The sequence below is a fragment of the Brachybacterium sp. AOP24-D1-21 genome (genome assembly GCF_052378665.1).
Classification (GTDB): domain Bacteria; phylum Actinomycetota; class Actinomycetes; order Actinomycetales; family Dermabacteraceae; genus Brachybacterium.
In genome coordinates this window covers 91,549-110,119 of the sequence record NZ_JBQSXX010000002.1, presented here as the reverse complement: position 1 = coordinate 110,119, position 18,571 = coordinate 91,549, and the positions used below count along the sequence as shown (strand labels likewise).

16 protein-coding genes are annotated in these 18,571 nt (G+C 67.4%); 11 read left to right on the top strand and 5 right to left on the bottom strand.

Going from position 1 to position 18,571, the window contains the following annotated elements; genetic code table 11:
- Positions 1–10: 10 nt before the first annotated feature.
- Positions 11–379 carry a thioredoxin gene (gene trxA, locus ACT3UF_RS15210; protein WP_441445663.1) on the top strand — a complete coding sequence of 123 codons (369 nt, stop codon included), beginning with the start codon at positions 11–13 and terminating at the stop codon, positions 377–379.
- Between the two features lie 159 nt (positions 380–538).
- Here the strand turns inward: trxA and ACT3UF_RS15205 are convergent, their stop codons facing one another.
- The gene (locus ACT3UF_RS15205; protein ID WP_441445664.1) at positions 539–2,551 is read right to left on the bottom strand and encodes a DEAD/DEAH box helicase; all 2,013 of its coding nucleotides are present in this window, start codon (positions 2,549–2,551) and stop codon (positions 539–541) included.
- A 336-nt stretch (positions 2,552–2,887) separates the two neighbouring features.
- Here ACT3UF_RS15205 and aspS point away from each other — a divergent pair, with 336 nt between their 5' ends.
- Positions 2,888–4,693 carry an aspartate--tRNA ligase gene (aspS, locus tag ACT3UF_RS15200; RefSeq protein ID WP_444592402.1) on the top strand — a complete coding sequence of 602 codons (1,806 nt, stop codon included), beginning with the start codon at positions 2,888–2,890 and terminating at the stop codon, positions 4,691–4,693.
- Positions 4,694–4,861: 168 nt separating this feature from the next.
- On the opposite strand, the gene ACT3UF_RS15195 is transcribed toward aspS, so the two are convergent.
- Positions 4,862–5,455: a DUF3043 domain-containing protein gene (locus ACT3UF_RS15195; protein WP_442332255.1), complete on the bottom strand. Its 594-nt coding sequence runs from the start codon at positions 5,453–5,455 to the stop codon at positions 4,862–4,864.
- Between the two features lie 102 nt (positions 5,456–5,557).
- On the opposite strand from ACT3UF_RS15195, the gene ACT3UF_RS15190 reads away from it, so the two are divergent.
- The 9 genes from ACT3UF_RS15190 to ACT3UF_RS15150 all read left to right on the top strand — a co-directional run bounded on the left by ACT3UF_RS15190 (position 5,558) and on the right by ACT3UF_RS15150 (position 14,674).
- Entirely contained in the window at positions 5,558–6,973 is a 1,416-nt protein-coding gene (locus ACT3UF_RS15190; RefSeq protein WP_444608423.1) for a dipeptidase, read from the top strand.
- The gene (locus ACT3UF_RS15185; RefSeq protein ID WP_444592404.1) at positions 6,970–7,239 is read left to right on the top strand and encodes a hypothetical protein; all 270 of its coding nucleotides are present in this window, start codon (positions 6,970–6,972) and stop codon (positions 7,237–7,239) included. Before ACT3UF_RS15190 ends, ACT3UF_RS15185 begins: the two co-directional genes overlap by 4 nt.
- Positions 7,240–7,372: 133 nt before the next feature.
- On the top strand, positions 7,373–7,732 hold the full coding sequence (gene erpA, locus ACT3UF_RS15180) for an iron-sulfur cluster insertion protein ErpA (protein WP_441445669.1): 360 nt from the start codon (positions 7,373–7,375) through the stop codon (positions 7,730–7,732).
- A gap of 385 nt (positions 7,733–8,117) precedes the next feature.
- A complete protein-coding gene (gene ctaC / locus ACT3UF_RS15175) occupies positions 8,118–9,074 on the top strand; it encodes an aa3-type cytochrome oxidase subunit II (protein WP_442332252.1) in 957 nt (318 codons plus the stop codon).
- Complete coding sequence (gene ctaD / locus ACT3UF_RS15170; RefSeq protein WP_444608422.1) at positions 9,071–10,783, top strand: aa3-type cytochrome oxidase subunit I; 1,713 nt, start codon at positions 9,071–9,073, stop codon at positions 10,781–10,783. The genes ctaC and ctaD overlap by 4 nt, the downstream gene beginning before the upstream one ends.
- A 1-nt stretch (position 10,784) precedes the next feature.
- Positions 10,785–11,201 (top strand): aa3-type cytochrome oxidase subunit IV, encoded by a 417-nt coding sequence (gene ctaF / locus ACT3UF_RS15165; protein ID WP_444502503.1) that lies wholly within the window; start codon positions 10,785–10,787, stop codon positions 11,199–11,201.
- 838 nt (positions 11,202–12,039) lie between these two features.
- Positions 12,040–13,347: an IS21 family transposase gene (istA, locus tag ACT3UF_RS15160; protein WP_444607965.1), complete on the top strand. Its 1,308-nt coding sequence runs from the start codon at positions 12,040–12,042 to the stop codon at positions 13,345–13,347.
- Entirely contained in the window at positions 13,344–14,156 is an 813-nt protein-coding gene (istB, locus tag ACT3UF_RS15155) for an IS21-like element helper ATPase IstB (RefSeq protein ID WP_444607032.1), read from the top strand. The genes istA and istB overlap by 4 nt, the downstream gene beginning before the upstream one ends.
- Positions 14,157–14,398: 242 nt before the next feature.
- Positions 14,399–14,674: a hypothetical protein gene (locus tag ACT3UF_RS15150; RefSeq protein WP_444608421.1), complete on the top strand. Its 276-nt coding sequence runs from the start codon at positions 14,399–14,401 to the stop codon at positions 14,672–14,674.
- Between the two features lie 258 nt (positions 14,675–14,932).
- Here the strand turns inward: ACT3UF_RS15150 and qcrB are convergent, their stop codons facing one another.
- The 3 genes from qcrB to qcrC are packed head-to-tail and all read right to left on the bottom strand — an operon-like array spanning position 14,933 to position 18,490.
- A complete protein-coding gene (gene qcrB / locus ACT3UF_RS15145; RefSeq protein WP_444502673.1) occupies positions 14,933–16,612 on the bottom strand; it encodes a cytochrome bc1 complex cytochrome b subunit in 1,680 nt (559 codons plus the stop codon).
- Between the two features lie 4 nt (positions 16,613–16,616).
- On the bottom strand, positions 16,617–17,681 hold the full coding sequence (gene qcrA / locus ACT3UF_RS15140) for a cytochrome bc1 complex Rieske iron-sulfur subunit (protein ID WP_441445412.1): 1,065 nt from the start codon (positions 17,679–17,681) through the stop codon (positions 16,617–16,619).
- Positions 17,682–17,689: 8 nt separating this feature from the next.
- Positions 17,690–18,490: a cytochrome bc1 complex diheme cytochrome c subunit gene (gene qcrC, locus ACT3UF_RS15135; protein ID WP_442332231.1), complete on the bottom strand. Its 801-nt coding sequence runs from the start codon at positions 18,488–18,490 to the stop codon at positions 17,690–17,692.
- Positions 18,491–18,571: the final 81 nt, after the last annotated feature.

The window sequence follows — 18,571 nt, the reverse complement described above, 5'->3', positions numbered from 1 at the left end:
TCCAGGGGACATGGCTACGCTCACTCTGACCACCGAGAACCACGACAAGACCGTCGAGGACGGCATCGTCCTGATCGACTTCTGGGCAGGCTGGTGCGTGCCGTGCCAGCGCTTCGCCCCGATCTTCGAGGAGTCCTCCGACACCCACGAGGACGTCACCTTCGCCAAGGTCGACACCGAGGACCAGCAGGAGCTGGCGATGCGCTACGGCGTGACGTCGATCCCGACCCTGGTCGCCTACCGCGAGGGCATCCCGGTGTTCTCCCAGGCCGGCGCCCTGCCGCAGTCCGCCCTCGAGGATCTCATCGGCCAGGTGAAGAACCTGGACATGGATGAGGTGCGCAAGGCGTACACCGAGGCGCAGGAGAAGCAGGACTGAGAATCCCACTCCGCGCAGTGTGACCACACAGTTCCACGCTGTGTGACCACGCAATGTGACTGTGCTGCGTGACCGCGTTGTATGACCACGAAGAACGACCCCGCCACCGATCTCGGTGGCGGGGTCGTTCTCTTTCAGCGGGTCCGCTGAGAGGGGCGCTCAGCCCTCAGAGCGACGGAACGGGCGGCGCTTGGAGTCGAAGCGACCACCGCGGTCCTCACGGCCATCACGGCGCGGACGATCATCCCGGCGGAACGGGCGATCGCCGTCCCGGCGCGGTCCGCTGCTGCCGCGGGGGCCATGATCCGGCCCGATGCGCAGCTCACGCCCGCCGACCTTGGCGCGGGAGATCCGCTCCATCTGCTCCGAGGAGAGGGAGCCGCGGATCTGGACCAGGGCGAAGTTCGGGAAGATCTGGATCTTGCCGATGTCCTTCCCGGTCAGACCACCCTCACCGGTGATCGCACCCACGATGCCCGGCGGCCGTGCGCCGTGGGTGTGTCCCACCCCGACCTTGTACGAGGTGTAGCCGCGCTCAGTCTGCAGCGGCTCGCGGGACTCGCGGGAGCCGCGATCGCCGGAGCGGTCATCGCCCGAGAGCTTCGAGGGAGTGAACTCCTCTTCCTCGGATGCGGAGCCGGGGCCTTCATCGCCGACGGTCATCGCGCCGAGCACCGCGGCCAGCTCGAGCGGGTCCATGCCCTGTTCGGTGAGGAACTCGCCGATCAGCTCGCGGTACAGCTCCAGCCGACCGCGCTCGATGCGCTCGGGGACCTGCTTCAGCAGAGAGGCCAGGCGGTGCTTGGAGACGTCGCGCGGCGACGGGATCACAGCTTCCGCGAGGGTCTGCTTGGTGGCCCGCTCGATGTTCTTCAGCTGGCGCCGCTCGTGGGGGCCGATGAAGGTCAGCGCCTCGCCGGTGCGGCCGGCGCGGCCGGTGCGCCCGATGCGGTGCACATAGGACTCGGCTTCCTTGGGCACGTCGAAGTTGACGACCAGACCGATGCGCTCGACATCCAGGCCGCGGGCGGCGACATCGGTCGCGACCAGCACCTGCAGTGAACCGTCGCGCAGCCGCTCGACGATCTTCTCGCGCTCCTTCTGGGGCACATCACCGCTGATCGAGGCCGCGATCAGTCCGCGGGCCACCAGGGCCGAGCCCACCTCTTCCGCGGCGGCGCGGGTGCGCACGAAGACGATCGCCGCCTCCGCCTCGGAGGTCGCGAGCACCCGGGCCAGAGCGCCGGTGCGGTGCCGGAAGGGCACCACGGCGTAGGACTGGGTGACGCTCTTGACCGTCGAGGACTGCGGGGACACGCTCACGCGCACCGGGTCCTTCATATGGGTCTGGGCCACGCGCTGGATGGCGGAGGGCATGGTCGCCGAGAACAGCGCGACCTGGCGGCTGGCGGGGGAGTGGGAGAGGATCTCCTCGACGTCTTCCGCGAAGCCCATCCGCAGCATCTCGTCGGCCTCATCGAGCACCGCGAAGCGGATGGTGTCCAGGCGCAGGTTGGTGCGACGCATGTGGTCCATCACGCGGCCGGGGGTGCCGACGACGACCTGCGCACCGCGGGCGAGTGCACGCTCCTGCGGGCCGTAGGGGGAGCCGCCGTAGAGCGCGACCACGTCGAGGCCTCCGATCGAGGTGGCGAAGGACGCGATGGCGTCGGCCACCTGCATCGCCAGCTCGCGGGTCGGGGCGAGCACGAGGGCCTGCACCTGACGGAGGTTCGGGTCGATCGCGGCCAGCAGCGGCAGGCCGAAGGCGGCGGTCTTGCCGGTTCCGGTCTGGGCGACGCCGATCACATCGCGACCCTCCAGCAGTGGCGGGATCGCCTGGGACTGGATGGCCGACGGGGTGGTGAAGCCGAGCTCGTCGACGGCGCGGCGCAGCGGTGCCGGCAGGGCGATGTCATCGAAGGTGGGGCCGGCGGGGACCTCAGCCTCGGCGGCGGCGGGGGCCTCAGCAGCGGAGGTCTCGCCTTCAGCAACGGGGGCCTCAGAAACGGGGGCCTCAGAAACGGGGGCCTCAGCAACGGGGGCTTCGGTTTCGGGGGCGGCGGCCTCGGTGGCCGGCGCGGTGGCCTCGGCAGCAGGCGCGGCGGCTGCGGCCTCTTCGACGGTGGCGTCGACGTTCTCGGGCGCAGCAGCAGGGGAGGTTTCAGTCATGGTGTCCTTCGACAGTCAGGGGGTGAACAAGCCCTAACGTGTCGCAGGGCGTGATTGCCCATTCATTGGGCGTGGGCGCCCTACATCTCGCGCTACGAGGATCATGCGGTGGCATGATGCGGCTCAGGCGAACTTGGGCGAAAACAGACTTGCGATCTCGCAGGTCGGACCATCGTCGAGTCTACGGGCGTGATGGCCGGTGCGACAGTGCTGCGGTGGCGAGATCCCTCACGCTGCGCGGTAGGCTGAGCAGTCCACGCGATCTGCGTGATGGCCGCCGCGTGCTTCCGAGCATGACGGTGCCGTGACCTGTTGACCCCTTCAGAAGGACACCTCGTGCTGCGCACCCATACCGCCGGTGAGCTCCGCCAGGAGCACATCGGACAGACCGTCACCCTCACCGGCTGGATCGGCCGTCGCCGTGACCACGGCGGTGTGACGTTCCTCGATCTGCGCGACGCCGGCGGCGTCACCCAGGTGGTGGTGCGTGAGGACGAAGCGATGCACCTGCGCAATGAATACGTCCTGAAGGTCGTGGGCACGGTGGGCAAGCGGCCCGAGGGCAATGAGAACCCGCTGCTGCCCACCGGCGAGATCGAAGTCACTGCGGAGAGCGTCGAGGTGCTCAGCGCCTCTGCCCCGCTGCCCTTCCAGCTCGACGAGCACAGTGAGGTGGGCGAGGAGGCGCGGCTGCGCTACCGCTATCTCGACCTTCGGCGCCAGGGACCGGCCAAGGCGCTGCGCCTGCGCTCGGACGTCAATCGTGCCGCTCGCGACACCCTTCTGGACCAGGGCTTTCTCGAGGTCGAGACCCCGACTCTGACCCGTTCCACCCCGGAGGGCGCTCGCGACTTCCTGGTGCCTGCGCGGCTCGCCCCGGGCTCCTGGTACGCGTTGCCGCAGTCTCCGCAGCTGTTCAAGCAGCTGCTCATGGTCGGCGGTGTCGAGAAGTACTTCCAGCTCGCGCGCTGCTACCGCGATGAGGACTTCCGCGCCGACCGCCAGCCCGAGTTCACGCAGCTGGACGTCGAGATGAGCTTCGTGGATCAGGAGGACGTGATCGCCTTGGCCGAGGAGATCCTCACCGCAGTCTGGGCCAAGGGCGGCCATCAGATCACGACGCCGTTCCCGCGGATCACCTACGCCGAGTCGATGCGGCGCTACGGCTCGGACAAGCCGGATCTGCGCTTCGACCTCGAGCTGGTCGAGATGACCGAGTACTTCCAGGACACGCCGTTCCGGGTGTTCCAGTCCCCGTACGTCGGCGCGGTCGTCATGGCTGGCGGGGCGTCCCAGCCTCGCCGCCAGCTCGACGCCTGGCAGGAATGGGCCAAGCAGCGCGGCGCCAAGGGTCTCGCGTACGTCCTGGTCCAAGAGGACGGCTCCCTCACCGGGCCGGTCTCCAAGAACATCTCCGAGGCGGAGAAGGCCGGGCTGCTCGACGCCACCGGGGCCACCCCCGGTGACTGCATCTTCTTCGCGGCTGGCGAGGCCAAGTCCTCGCGCGCACTGCTCGGCGCCGCTCGCGCCGAGATCGCCGAGCGTCTGGGCCTGATCGATCACGACGCCTTCGCGTTCGTCTGGGTGGTCGACGCCCCGATGTTCGAGCCCGCGGCCGATGCGCGCGCCGCCGGCGATGTCGCGGTGGGAGAGGGCTCGTGGACCGCGGTCCACCACGCCTTCACCTCCCCGAAGCCGGAGTTCATGGACTCCTTCGACACCGACCCGGGGTCTGCACTGGCCTACGCCTACGACATCGTGTGCAACGGCAACGAGATCGGTGGCGGGTCGATCCGCATCCACGACCAGTCCGTGCAGCAGCGCGTGTTCAAGGTCATGGGCATCGGTGAGGAGGACGCGCAGGAGAAGTTCGGCTTCCTGCTGGACGCCTTCCAGTTCGGCGCCCCGCCGCACGGCGGCATCGCCTTCGGCTGGGACCGCATCGTCGCCCTGCTGGCGAAGGAGGACTCGATCCGCGAGGTCATCGCCTTCCCCAAGACCGGCAACGGCTACGACCCGCTGACCGCGGCTCCCGCGGCGATCACTCCGCAGCAGCGCAAGGAGGCCGGCGTCGACGCCAAGCCCGCCGTGCGCGAGGAGAAGGCGAAGACGCAGGCGGCCCCCGAGGCCACCGACGCCTGAGCAGGCAGACGCACGACAGAACGGCCGACGCGAGAGATCGCGTCGGCCGTTCTGCCGGGTGGCCGTTCCGTCGTGCAGTCGTTCTCCCGTGCGGTCGAGAGGCCGTCCCGCGGTGCGGTGCCTCTGCGGCGCGGTCCGGGGCGGCTCAGATGCCGCGTGGAGTCCGGCTCAGCGCGGCTGCTCACCATGCTTGATCTGCGGGCGGGGGAGACGGAACCGGCGGATCTGGATCGCGCGCATGATCCCGTAGCCCACCAGGCCCTGCTGCACCTCGCCGAAGCGCTCGGTGAGCTCGCGTCGCAGCCGCTTCCGCAGGAACAGCGAGTCGACCACGCACAGGGCGATACCACCCCAGAGCACCACGATCATGCCGGTGCTCAGCAGCGTCGTGAGATCGGGGCGGATCAGTGGCAGCACGAGAGCCACGAGCATGAAGATCAGGGCGATCGGGAAGAAGAGCTCGGCGATGTTGCGTCGCGTGTCGACCACATCGCGCACGAAACTGCGCTGCGGCCCCCGATGCTGGAGCGGCATCTTCTTCTCATCGCCGGTCATCAGCGCCTGCTGCGCCTCCATGCGCTCCTGGCTGGCCTTCTCCCGATCACGACGGCGGGCCTCCTTGCGGTCGTCGACCACCAGCGGCCTGCGACGAGCGGCCTCGGCCTCCTTGCGGCTGCGGGTGGGTCGCCCTTTGGAGCCGGGACGCGCGTTCAGCGGTGCGGGCTCAGGGTTCGGGGGAGTCTCAGACTTGCGGAAGATCACCAGGGCAGTCTAGGCGACGTCTCCTGGGACCCGTCCCGGCGTGAGCAGTCACATCGCGCCGTCACTTCGGCACGGGGGAGCCCCGGCGGTACGGTGACGTCCATGAGCACTCCTGACCATTCCCTCCGGCACTCTGCCGCCCCCGGAGACCCCGACGAGGTCGCAGCGCTGCGCGCACGTCTCGAACCGCTGCTCCCGGCCGCGATCGATGATCTGAAGGACCTCGTCCGCATCCCCTCGATCGCCTTCGACGGCTATGACCGCGACCCGGTGCAGCGAAGCGCCCAGGCAGTCGCCGAGCTGCTGCGCGGCGCCGGCCTGGCCGAAGTGAGCATCGAATCGGTCGACGGTGGAAGCCCCGCGGTGATCGGCCGCACGCCTGCCGCCGCTGGCCGGCCCACCGTTCTGCTCTATGCCCACCACGATGTCCAGCCCACTGGCGACCTCTCGGATTGGACCAGCCCGCCCTTCGAGCCGGTCGAGCGTGATGGTCGGCTGTACGGCCGCGGCGCCGCCGACGACAAGGCTGGTGTGATGGCTCACGTCACCGCGCTCCGCCTGGTCGGCGAGGAGCTCGCCGCCGAGGGCGTCGGGGTGACGGTCTTCATCGAAGGCGAGGAGGAGGCGGGCTCACCGACCTTCCGTCCCTTCATCGAGACCTACCGGGATCGTCTCGCCGCCGATCTCATCATCGTCGCGGATTCCGCCAACTGGGCTGTGGGCACTCCTGCCCTGACCACCAGCCTGCGGGGAGTGGTCGATCTCGTGGTCGAGGTGCGTGCGCTGGACCATGCCGTCCACTCGGGCCTCTTCGGTGGTCCGGTGCTGGACGCCCTCACCCAGCTCTCCCGCCTGGTGGCCACCCTGCATGACGCGAACGGCGAGGTCGCCGTCGAAGGGCTGATCCGTGCAGCGGACCCGACGGTCGAGATGGACGAGGCCGACTATCGCCGGGATGCGGGTGTGGTCGACGGGCTCGAGCTCTCGGGCACCGGCTCGCTCACCTCGCGCCTGTGGACCAGGCCCGCGCTGTCCGTGATCGGGATCGACGCGCCGAGCGTGCGAGATGCCTCGAACACTCTGGTGCCGGTCTCTCGGGCCAAGGTCTCGCTGCGCATCCCGCCGGGCGAGGACCCAGATGCGGCGATGGAGGCACTGGTCACGCATCTGGAGAGGCACACGCCCGCCACCGCACAGGTCACAGTGCACCGCGGCGAACGGGGCAAGCCGTACAGCGCGCGCCAGGAGTCCGCGGCCATGGACCTCGCCCGCGACGCCTTCGCCCGTGCCTGGGACACGCCGGCCGTGGATACCGGGCTGGGGGGATCCATCCCCTTCATCGCCGACCTTCTCGAGGTGTTCCCTGAAGCAGAGGTGCTGGTCACCGGAGTCGAGGACCCCGAGTCCAGAGCTCACGGAGTCGATGAATCCCTCCACCTCGGCGAGTTCGCACGAGTGTGCCTCGCCGAAGCGCTGCTGCTGCGCAGCGCCGGCTCCCTCGACGGGCGGACCACGTGAACACCTCTGGCCAGCCCTCCGGCGGTGGGAGCCCCACCGTCTCGCCCCTGATGATCCCGCTCCTCTTCCTCGGGATCATCATCGGCTTCATCGCCGGCTACTTCTTCGTGTGGTGGGGGCTCATCGCGGTCATCGCCGTGCTCGTCGCAGCGGCGTCGATGGTGCTGACCGGGCGCAGCCGGGACGGGGCCACCGGCGCGGTCGCGGGCGTGGTGCTGGGATACGCGGGAGTGATCCTGCTCGCGCTCTTCCGCGGGGTGCTGTGAATCAGCGGCGAGCTCGATGCACGCCCGTCCCGGGCACCGGGGTCGAGAGTGTGGCGGATCGCCGGGACCTCCACCCCCCGTTCGGCAGCGCCGAGGCGTATCCTGGCTGGACACGAGCTTCGAGGAGGAACGCATGACCACGCCCACCACTGAGCGCCCGACTGCGGCGCACGACGTCACCCTCACCTCCGGCGCTGCGCAGAAGGTGACCACGCTGCTGGAGCAGGAAGGTCGGGACGACCTCCGCCTGCGGATCGCAGTCCAGCCCGGCGGCTGCTCCGGACTGATCTACCAGCTCTACTTCGATGAGCGCCTGATGGACAACGACCAGGTCGTCGAGTTCGACGGCGTCGAGGTCATCATCGACAAGATGAGCAGCCCCTATCTCTCCGGTGCGGTGATCGACTTCGCCGACACCATCGAGAAGCAGGGCTTCACGATCGACAACCCCAACGCAGGCAGCTCCTGCGCATGCGGCGACTCCTTCAGCTGAGTCCCCTGCGGAGCGGTCCCGCCCAGAGGCGGGGTACGTCCCGGATGAGACGGGCCCGGCCCGGTGACGATCAGGTCACCGGACCGGGCCTGTTTTCATGTGACCGCAGCAACCTGCAGATCACGGACCGGTCACGGAGCCCTGGGCAGGGCGCTCTGCGGCGAGTCGAGGTGGCCTCACCACCTCCGAAAAGCCGTATGATGACAGCGTGCCGTCAAGTGGCGGGCCCCCGTGGCCGGTCACGGCCTTCTCCTCGTGGGGAGGGCGCGGCACTGTGGGTATGTACCGCCCATATAAGTACCAGCTCCGCACCACGGGGCCGGGGAGAGCCAGTGTGCTCGCTCCGGAGTCGCGGGTGGAGACGACGAGCGGAAGGTCATCCTCTGTGATCCCCCAGGTCCCTCAGCGCGCGCGGCGTGGACGCCGTGCAGCAGCAGCAGGCCTCGCCTTGGCCACTCTGGTCCTCGCGGGCTGCACCCAGGCGCAGCAGCGCGGGTTCTTGCCCGGTCGGGAAGATGGCCAGGAGGTCACCAGCCAGACCGAGCGCATCACGAACCTCTGGGTCGGTTCCTGGACCGTGCTGGTCCTCGTCGGCCTCATGATCTGGGGCCTCACGATCTGGTGCGCGATCGCCTACCGCCGTCGCAAGAATGACACCGGCTTCCCGGTGCAGCTGCGCTACCACGTGCCGCTCGAGCTGATGTTCACGCTCGTTCCGGTGGTGATGGTGCTGACCTTCTTCTACTTCACGCAGCGTGACGCCCGCGAGATCGAGATGCATGTCGCGGAGCCGGACTACACCGTCAACGTGGTGGCCAAGCAGTGGAGCTGGGACATCAACTACGTGGACCAGAACGTCCACGAGCCTGCGGGCATCCAGTCCTTCGCGACCGGCGAGGTGGATGCCGACGGGGATGACGCGGCCGCCGATGCGCTGCCCACGCTGTACCTGCCCGTCGGTCAGTCCGTCGAGTTCCGACTCGACTCGCGCGACGTCGTCCACTCGTTCTGGGTCGTGGACTTCCTGTACAAGAAGGACATGATGCCGGGGCACACCACGAGCTTCCAGGTCACCCCGACCACCGAGGGAACCTACGCCGGCAAGTGCGCAGAGCTCTGCGGCGAGTACCACTCGGACATGCTGTTCAACGTGGTCGTCGTCTCCCAGGAGGAGTTCGACGCGCACATGGAAGAGCTGCGCGAGCAGGGCAACGAGGGTCAGCTGGGTGTCGACCTGAACCGCAACCACGAGGAGTGGAGCATGCGAGAGAAGCATGATGACGCCGGTCCTCGCTACACCGAGGAGACCGTCTCCACCGGGACCGAGGGAGAGAACGAGTGAGCACCGAGACCACCGCCGCACCGAGCACCTCGGTGGCCGGACGGTTCCAGGAGGAGCGGCCGACCAATCTCGGCACGCAGATCTTCAAGCTCCTGACCACGACCGATCACAAGTTGATCGGCATGATGTACATGGGCATGGCCTTCGCCTTCTTCGGCTTCGCGGGTCTGCTCGCCCTCGGCATCCGCACCGAGCTCTGGGAGCCCGGCCTGCAGGTCGTGGTCTCCAAGGATCAGTACAACCAGCTGTTCACCATGCATGGCACGATCATGCTCCTGATGTTCGGCACCCCGCTGTTCAACGGCTTCGCCAACTACCTGGTGCCGTTGCAGATCGGTGCCGTCGACATGGCGTTCCCGCGCCTGAACATGTTCGCCTTCTGGATCACCGGCTTCGGCTCGCTGATCGTCGTCTCCGGCTTCCTCACCCCGCAAGGAGCTGCCTCCTTCGGCTGGTTCGCGTACGTGCCGCTGTCGGACACCACGTTCTCCCCGGGCCTGGGGGGTGATCTCTGGGTCTTCGGACTTGCCTTGCAGGGATTCGGTACCATCCTGGGCTCGGTCAACTTCATCACCACGATCCTGTGCATGCGCATGCCGGGCATGACCATGTTCCGCATGCCGATCTTCACCTGGAACACGCTCATCACTGCGGTGCTGGTGCTGATGGCGTTCCCGCCGCTGGCCTCCGCACTGCTGGCGCTGGGCGCTGATCGCCGTTTCGACGCGAACATCTTCGACCCGGCCAATGGCGGACCGGTGCTCTGGCAGCACCTGTTCTGGTTCTTCGGCCACCCCGAGGTGTACGTGCTCGCGCTGCCCTTCTTCGGCATCGCCTCGGAGATCATCCCCGTCTTCTCGCGCAAGCCGATCTTCGGCTACAAGACCCTGGTGGGTGCGACGATCTCCATCGCCGCCCTCTCTGTGACCGTGTGGGCGCACCACATGTACACCACCGGTGCCGTGATGCTCGACTTCTTCGCCTTCATGACAATGCTCATCGCAGTGCCGACGGGCGTGAAGTTCTTCAACTGGGTCGGCACGATGTGGCGAGGGTCGTTGACCTTCGAGACGCCGATGCTGTTCACCCTCGGCTTCCTGACCACCTTCATCTTCGGTGGTCTGACCGGCGTGATCCTGTCCTCGCCGGTGCTGGACTTCCACATCTCCGACACCTACTTCGTGGTCGCGCACTTCCACTACGTGATGGCCGGCACCGTGGTCTTCGAGATGTTCGCGGGCTTCTACTTCTGGTGGCCGAAGATGTTCGGCTACAAGCTCAGCGAGGGGATCGGCAAGCTGCACTTCTGGCTGCTGACCATCGGCTTCCACATGACGTTCCTCATCCAGCACTGGCTGGGTGTGGACGGCGCCCCCCGCCGCTACGTGAACTACCTCCATGAGGACGGCTTCGACTGGATGAACCAGATCTCGACGGTCGGCGCCTTCATCATGGGCGTCTCCACCCTGCCCTTCCTGCTCAACGTGGTGCTGACCCACGTCAAGGGCAAGAAGGTCGAGGTCGACGACCCGTGGGGCTACGGCGCCTCGCTCGAGTGGGCGACGTCCTGCCCGCCGCCGCGTCATAACTTCCATTCCCTGCCCCGGATCCGCTCCGAGCGTCCCGCCTTCGATCTCCATCACCCGGAGGTCGCGCTGCAGGACCACATGCTCGCTGAGGAGCCCGCCGCGAACCCGAGGACGAACTGACATGAGAGCAACGGCAAAGATCTTCTGGATCCTGGCGGTCTTCTTCCTGATCGTCGCGATCGCGTACGGCATCCTCACCGGGCTGTACGAACCACTCGGCATCGAGCCCGTCGGATTCCCCGCGCTGCTCGGTCTGACGGGGCTCTCGGTCATGATCGCCATGGCGACCTCACTGGCGGCCAAGAACAGCGACCTCGGCGCGTCCGATGAGCTGGACGGTGAGGTCTCCGACGATTCTGGCGTGCAGGGAAGCTTCTCCCCGTACAGCTGGGCACCCCTATGGGCTTCCCTCGGCGCTGCGCTCTGCTTCCTGGGCGTTGCCGCCGGCTGGTGGATCTTCGCCTTCGGCGTCATCTTCTCCATCTACGGGATCCTGCTGTGGGTCATGGAGTTCTCGGTGGGACAGCACGCGCACTGATCAAGAGCTCCACCTCCCTGCGAAGGGACAGAGCTGCAGAGGGCCTCGCATCGTTTCGACGATGCGAGGCCCTCTACTCGTCGTCTCTGCGCTATGCTCCTCGCCCCTGTGCCGCTGGCGCCGCGCAGTCCACCGCCGGGGCCGTTTCCCTCTGCATATGCTGGGCGAGCTGTGGATTCCTCAGGGGCCAGCCTCGTAGGAATGGGGCCACGTCTGACTCCCGCAGCGCGGTGAGAGAGGCTCTTGGCAGCGGACTCCTCCCGCAACCCACTAGAGCCAAGCCAGAGTTGTGGAGCTGGACGCCGGTTCAGCCGGGTGCGAGCGCGAAACGCACGATCGCCAAGGGGGAGCGGTGGATTTAGTTCAGCGCCCTGCGCGCTGCGGTGAGCGGCCTGCTCCCCGCGATGCGTGGTGCTGCGCTCTAGTGGTCTCGGCCCGCGCAGGGCGGTTGTGACTGGCTCTGAGGCATGTCTGCCGGCGGTGTCACCCGGTGAGCGCAACTGGGGAGCTTCCATGAGCGCCTTAGCCCCGATGTCGCCCTATGAGGTACTGCAGCGTTACGAGTGCGTTCGCTCCTGTACAGACTATTAACTCGATTATCCGACGGGCGTGGGATGGATCGCTGCCGGCGGTGCACGGTGGCTCTGGTGGCTCTGGTGGCTCTGGTGGCGTTACGGGGCTGATGACGCTCGCCGAAATTCCCCAGTTGTGCTCACCGAAATTCCCCAGTCTGGGTCGCTCCGTCGCATGAGGCGGGTCTCCCTGGATGCTGGTGGTCTCTGACCACTCACCAGCCTTCCAGGGAGGCCCAACGCTCATGCTCTCAGAGAGGAGCAGCGTGGACATCCACGCTCTGCACCGGCAGGGAATCACGATCAGCGAGATCGCCCGACGCACCGGCCATGACCGCAAGACCATCCGTTCCTACCTCCGCGGCGACCGCGAGCCCGGAGTCCGTAAACCCGCCGTCCCGGACGCATTCGGGCCCTTCACCGACTACGTCACCGCCAGACTGATCGAGGACCCCCACCTCTGGGCCGTGACGCTGCTGGACGAGCTGCGGCCGCTGGGGTTCGAGGGCTCTTACCAGTCCCTGACCCGGCAGATCCGTGACCGGTCGTTGCGGCCGGCCTGCCAGGCCTGCGCCCACGTCACGAAGCGTCCGAATGCGGTGATCGAGCATCCGCCCGGGGAGGAGACTCAGTTCGACTGGCTCGAGCTGCCCGACGCACCCGAGCAGTGGGCCTACCCCACGAAGCGAGCGTTCCTGCTGGTCGGCTCGCTCGCCCACTCCGGCGTCTGGCGGGCCGCGATCGCGCCCTCGATGGACCTGCCCCACCTGCTGGCCGCGATGACGACCGTGCTTTCCCTCCTCGGAGGGCTGACCAGGGTGTGGCGGTTCGATCGGATGCGGACCGTGCTGGACCCCGCCACCGGGGACCTGACCGCGATGTTCTCCGCGTTCGCGAAGCACCACGGAGTCCAGGCCGTCACCTGCCGACCCCGCTCAGGCAACCGCAAGGGCGTGGTCGAGAAGAACAACCACACCGCCGCCCAACGCTGGTGGCGAACCCTGCCCGACGAGATCACGGCCGAGCAGGCCCAGACCTCCCTCGAAACGTTCGCGGCCCGGCAGGACGGCCGCCGCCGCGAGAGCCCGACCGGGACCACCACCGCAGCGGCGATGCGTGCTCAAGAGCGGCTCCGGCCCCTGCCGCCGATGGCGTTCCCGGTGGTGGTGACCGAACACCGGACCGTCTCGCGGCAGGCCCTGATCCACTGGCGCGGCAACCGATACTCCGTCCCACCCGAACTCGCGATGGCCACGGTCAATGTTCATCAGCACCTCGGCAAGGACCACATCGAGATCACCACCACCTCCGGCGCGGCGGTTGCTCGTCACCGCCTGGCCGAGCCCGGTCTGGGCATCACCCAGCGCACCGATCAGCACGTCACCGCGCTGGAGACCATCGCGCTGGCCTCGGCCCCGCCGGGACGGCCCCACCGCCGAAAGGAACGCATCCCACCCGGTGCTGCGGCGCTGGCCGCTGCCCAGGTCTTGACCGGGCCGCCGGCCCCGAACGCCACCGTGATCGACCTGGCCGCCTATGAGCAGGCCGCGAAGAACAGGAACACCCTGACATGACCACCACCTCACCCGCTCCGACTCCTGCGAGTGTCTATCAGCAGCTCAAGGGCCACCTGGACGAGCTGAAGCTCGCGGACGCCGCCGAAGCCCTCCCCGGCATCCTGGATCAAGCCCAGGCCGAAGACTGGACCCTCACCCACGCCCTGGAGCAACTGCTGGCGATCGAGGTGAGCGCCACCGAGAAACGTCGCCTCGCGGGCCGGTTCCGGTTCGCGAACCTGCCCACCGGAGCGACGCTGAGCAACTTCGACCACGACGCCGCCTCCGGCATCGACCCGAACCTCCTCGCAGAGCTCGGGACCTGCCGGTTCCTGGAGAACGCGACGAACGTGCTGCTCATCGGTCCGCCCGGAGTGGGTAAGACCCACATCGCCACCGGCCTCGGCCACGCCGCAGTCAATGCTGGCTATCGGGTCTACTTCACCTCCGCCGCTGACCTCGCCGCTCGCTGCCACCGCGCCGCGATCGAGGGGAAGTGGTCCACGATGATGCGGTTCTTCGCCGGCCCGACTCTGCTGATCATCGACGAGCTCGGCTATCTGCCGCTGCCGGCCGAAGCTGCCTCGGCCCTGTTCCAAGTCATCAACCAGCGCTACCTGAAGACTTCGATCGTGATCACCACGAACAGGCCAGTCGGTGCCTGGGGAGAGATCCTCGGCGACACTACCGTCGCCGCCGCGATGCTCGATCGGCTTCTCCACCGCTCCGTCGTCGTGACCCTCGACGGCGCCTCCTACAGGCTCCGTCACCACGCCACCGCCGCCGAAGAAATTCGCCGCGCCACCACCGGCACGAACCTCGGCTAACCTAACCCCGCGACCCTGGGGAGCTTCACCGAGCAACTCTGGGGAAAATCGATGAGCGCCATCAGGGCCGCGTACGGCGGCTTCGCCGCCCAGGCGGCGCACCGCCTTATGCAGGGCGGTATGAGCGCTTTCAAGTCCAGACGATCAGGCTATCTGGCCGTGTAGCGTGTGAGCCCACCGGGGTGCCCCGGTGTCTGGGCGCCTGGAGTACCGGCGCCCGAGAGCGAGCCAGGGGAGTGAACATGATCGGCGGAGTGGCAGATCCGGTGGGCCGGGCACAGGAGGAGCTGTGCCGCCTCTTTCCCGGGAAGGACGGTCTCGAGGACGCTGTTGTCTGGGCGAGGGATGTGCTCGCCTATGCAGGACTGGATCCAGCCGTCGCCCCCTTGCGCTGTGTGCGCCGGCTACGTCGTACGAACCGCAGTCTGGGCCTGCTGGCAGCCCGCTATCTCACCGATGCGGTGGCGGGGAGGCGGCAGGATCGCGCCTCCCGACCCCTGAATCCGCACCTGGAGTGAGTTCCTCGTAAACGACGGCTGTCTCGTCGCTCCGCGCCCCGGAGCCATTCTCGGCTCCCGGGGTAGCGTCGTCCGGTCCTCAGAAGGTGGGGAGCGCTGGGGAGCCAAGGCAGATGAGGAGGGAGAGCCGCTGGGGAGCGAGAGCAGATGATGAGGCCGCACGCTAGCTCAACCCATCACGTCCACCCATGAGGAAGGGCCCCGAGGAAATGATCCTCGGGGCCCTTCGTCATCGAACTCGCTGATGCCGCGAGCGGCTCAGTGCTGAGTCTTCTCGGCGGGGGTGCGGTAGTCCCCACCTGTGAGCTCATCGATGATGTGCTTCTCGTGGCCCGCGTGCTCGAGAGCCTCGCGGAGCTCAGAGGGCGTGACCGGCGAGATCCGGTCACTGAAGAAGAAGCTCGTGGCCTTCGCCCGCAGTGAGGAGACGCCCTTGCCGGCCTTGAGCGGTCGGTAGTCGTCGTGCTGCACCAGCACCCAGCGGTCGTAATCGGTGAGCGGCTTGTGGATCTCGATCATGTTGCCGGTCTCCGTGCGCACGATCCGGGAAGTCTCCTCGCCATGCAGCGCCAGGTCGCGCTTCTGACGCTGGATCGACAGGCACAGTCTCTTCGTGATGTAGAAGGACAGCACCGGCACCACGAAGAACGAGATGCGCAGAGCCCAGGTCAGGTCGTTGATCGACAGCTGGAGCGCGATCGCGATGAGGTCGTTGGTCGCGGCCAGGGCGAGGATCAGGTAGGTCATAATCCAGGCGACACCGATTCCGGTGCGGACCGGGGTGTTGTACGGCAGATCGTTGAGGTGGTGTTCGCGATCGTCGCCGGTCACCCACGCTTCGATGAACGGGTACAGGGCAAGCACGCCCAGCAGGGCCCCGTAGATGACCATCGGGATCAGGATGTTCCAGGAGAGCACGTAGCCGAAGATCGTCGACTCCCAGCCCGGAATGAGGCGCAATCCGCCGTCGGTCCAGAGCATGTACCAGTCAGGCTGCGAACCTGCCGAGACCGGCGAGGGATCGTACGGCCCGTAGTTCCACACACCGTTGATGGAGGTGGTCGCCGAGATGAACGTGATGACGCCGAAGACCAGGAAGAAGAATCCGCCTGCCTTCGCCGCGTAGACCGGGAACACGGGGAAGCCGACGACATTGCGCTCGGTGCGACCAGGCCCGGGGTACTGGGTGTGCTTGTGCAGCACCAGCAGCACCAGGTGGATCGCGATCAATCCAAGAATCATCGCGGGCACCAGCAGGATATGAATGGTGAACAGCCGCGGGATGACGGAAGTGCCCGGGAATTCGCCACCGAAGAGCAGCATCGACAGATACGTACCCACGACCGGGATGGCCTTCATCAGGCCGTCGATCACTCGCAGGCCGTTGCCGGAGAGCACGTCGTCGGGGAGGGAGTAGCCGGAGAAGCCCGCGACCATCCCGAGCACCATCAGCGAGAAGCCGACGAGCCAGTTCAGCTCACGCGGCTTGCGGAATGCGCCGGTGAAGAACACCCGGAACATGTGCACGAAGATCGCGACCATGAACACGAGCGCGGACCAGTGGTGCATCTGCCGGAACAGCAGACCGCCGGTGACCTCGAAGGAGATCTCGAGGGTGGATTCGAAGGCCCGGGACATCATGGCGCCCTGCAGCGCCTCGTACGGTCCGTTGTAGATGACCTCCTCCATGGAGGGGTCGAAGAACATCGTCAGGAACGTTCCCGAGATCAGCAGGATGACGAAGCTGTAGAGCGCCACCTCGCCGAACATGAACGACCAGTGGTCGGGGAAGATCTTGCGGGCCATGAACTTGACGAGGCCACCGCCGGCGACGCGCTGGTCGAGCCAGTCGCCGCCTACCGCGCCGAGCTTGTACACGCGCGAGGAGTTCTCTGCGTCGGAAGTCTGCTTCCGGGTACTGGGAGTCGTGGTCGTCACTAGATCACTTTTCCTTGTGGATGTTCCAGAAGCTGGGCCCGATCGGTTCGGTGAAGTCACCGGGGGCCACCAGGTAGCCCTCGTCGTCCACCTCGATCGGCAGCTGGGGAAGCGGACGGTGTGCCGGGCCGAAGATCACCTTTGCGCCGTCGGTGACGTCGAAGGTGGACTGGTGGCAGGGGCACAGCATGTGGTGGGTCTGCTGCTCGTAGAGAGCGACGGGGCAGCCCACATGGGTGCAGATCTTCGAGAACGCAAGGATGCCCTCGACGCCCATCGCCATGCTCTCCGGGTTCTTGCTGAGCGCTGGGTCGATGCGGACGAGCACAGCAGCAGCCTTCGCGCGCTCCTCCAGGAAGTGATCGGTCTCGTGGGTCAGGCCCTCGGGCATGACGTGGAAGATCGAGTTCATCGCGACGTCCGAGAGCTTGATCGGCGTGCCGTCGTGGTCTCGGGCCAGACGCTGTCCGCTGTTCTGACCCCAGAAGGTGTGGTGGAGCCTGCCGCCCGGCAGGGGGCCCAGGGTGGACAGCGGTGCGAGCACGGCGATCGGCAGCGCGGCCAGTGCGGCCACCATGGCGGTGACGATCACCGGGCGGCGTGCGACGCCGGACTCGGCGAGGCCGTCGGTGATGATGCCGGCGGCGATCTCGCGAGTCTCGTCGGAGCTGCGGATGTCGTGCCGCTCCTCGACCATCTCCTCGTCGGGCATGAGGGTCTTGGCCCAGTGCACGGCGGCTGCACCGATGAAGAACACCGCGATCGCGAAGCCCAGGCCGGTGGTGAGGTTCGACCACCAGAGTGCCTTCGGGGTGCCGTCCTCAGCGAAGAGGTTGATCCCCGTCGGGGTCACCAGGAAGTACGCCGCGATGAAGAGGACGGTGCCCACGACGCTGAGCACGAACATGCCAGCAACGAGTCGCTCGGCGCGCTTCTCCGCAGCTTTCGAGAGATCCGCCTGGCGGTGGACGTGAGGGGGCAGGCCCGGGTTCGGGAAGCCGCCACCCTCCTTGGGTGCGATGGCGCTGACGCCACGGGCAGGGGAGCTGCCGTCGAGATTGTTGTTCATGCTCGCATTCACTTGGCCTTCGCCCCCAGCCACACAGCGCAGCCCAGGAGCAGGGACAGGACAATGGTCCACACGTACAGACCCTCGGTCACCGGACCGAGCGAGCCCAGGGAGATACCGCCGGGGGAGCCGTTCTCTTCGAGGGTCTCGAGGTACGTGATGACGTCACGCTTGTCCGAGGGGGAGAGGTTGTTGTCGTTGAAGACCGGCATGTTCTGCGGGCCGGTCTCCATGGCTCCGTAGATGTGCCTGGGCTCCACGCCGGTCACCGGCGGGGCGTACTTGCCGCGGGTCAACGCACCACCGGCACCGGCGGCGTTGTGGCACATGGCGCAGTTGATGCGGAAGATCTCGCCACCCTTGGTGGCGTCGCCCTTGCTGGTGTCGAGCCATTCGTCGGCCGGGATCGCAGGACCGGGGCCCAGCGAAGCGACGTAGGCGGCCAGCTGGCTGGTCTGCTCGTCGTTCATCTGCGGGGGCTTGCGGGCGGCCTGCGCACCCGAGTGCTGCATCGGCATACGGCCGGTGCCCACCTGGAAGTCGACCGCGGCGGCGCCCACACCGATCAGCGACGGGCCGAGGGTGCTGCCCTCGGAGTCGATGAGGCCCTCTGCGTTGCGGCCGTGGCAGGTGGCGCAGTTGGCGAGGAAGAGCGCCTCGCCGGCGTCGATGTCGTCCTGCGTGTAGGCCTCGGCCTGGGCCGTCTGCGGCTGCAGGGCCGCGTACAGCCCGCCGGTCGCGACGAGCGCGAGCAGCAGGATCACGAGTAGCGCCATCGGGTGATGACGACGTGCGGCGAGAGCCTTCACGGTTCGGACCTCGATTCGTGGAGGGGACGGACTGAGCGGGGAGTACCAGGCGAGGAGGACGCCACGAGCGAAGGAGCTCGG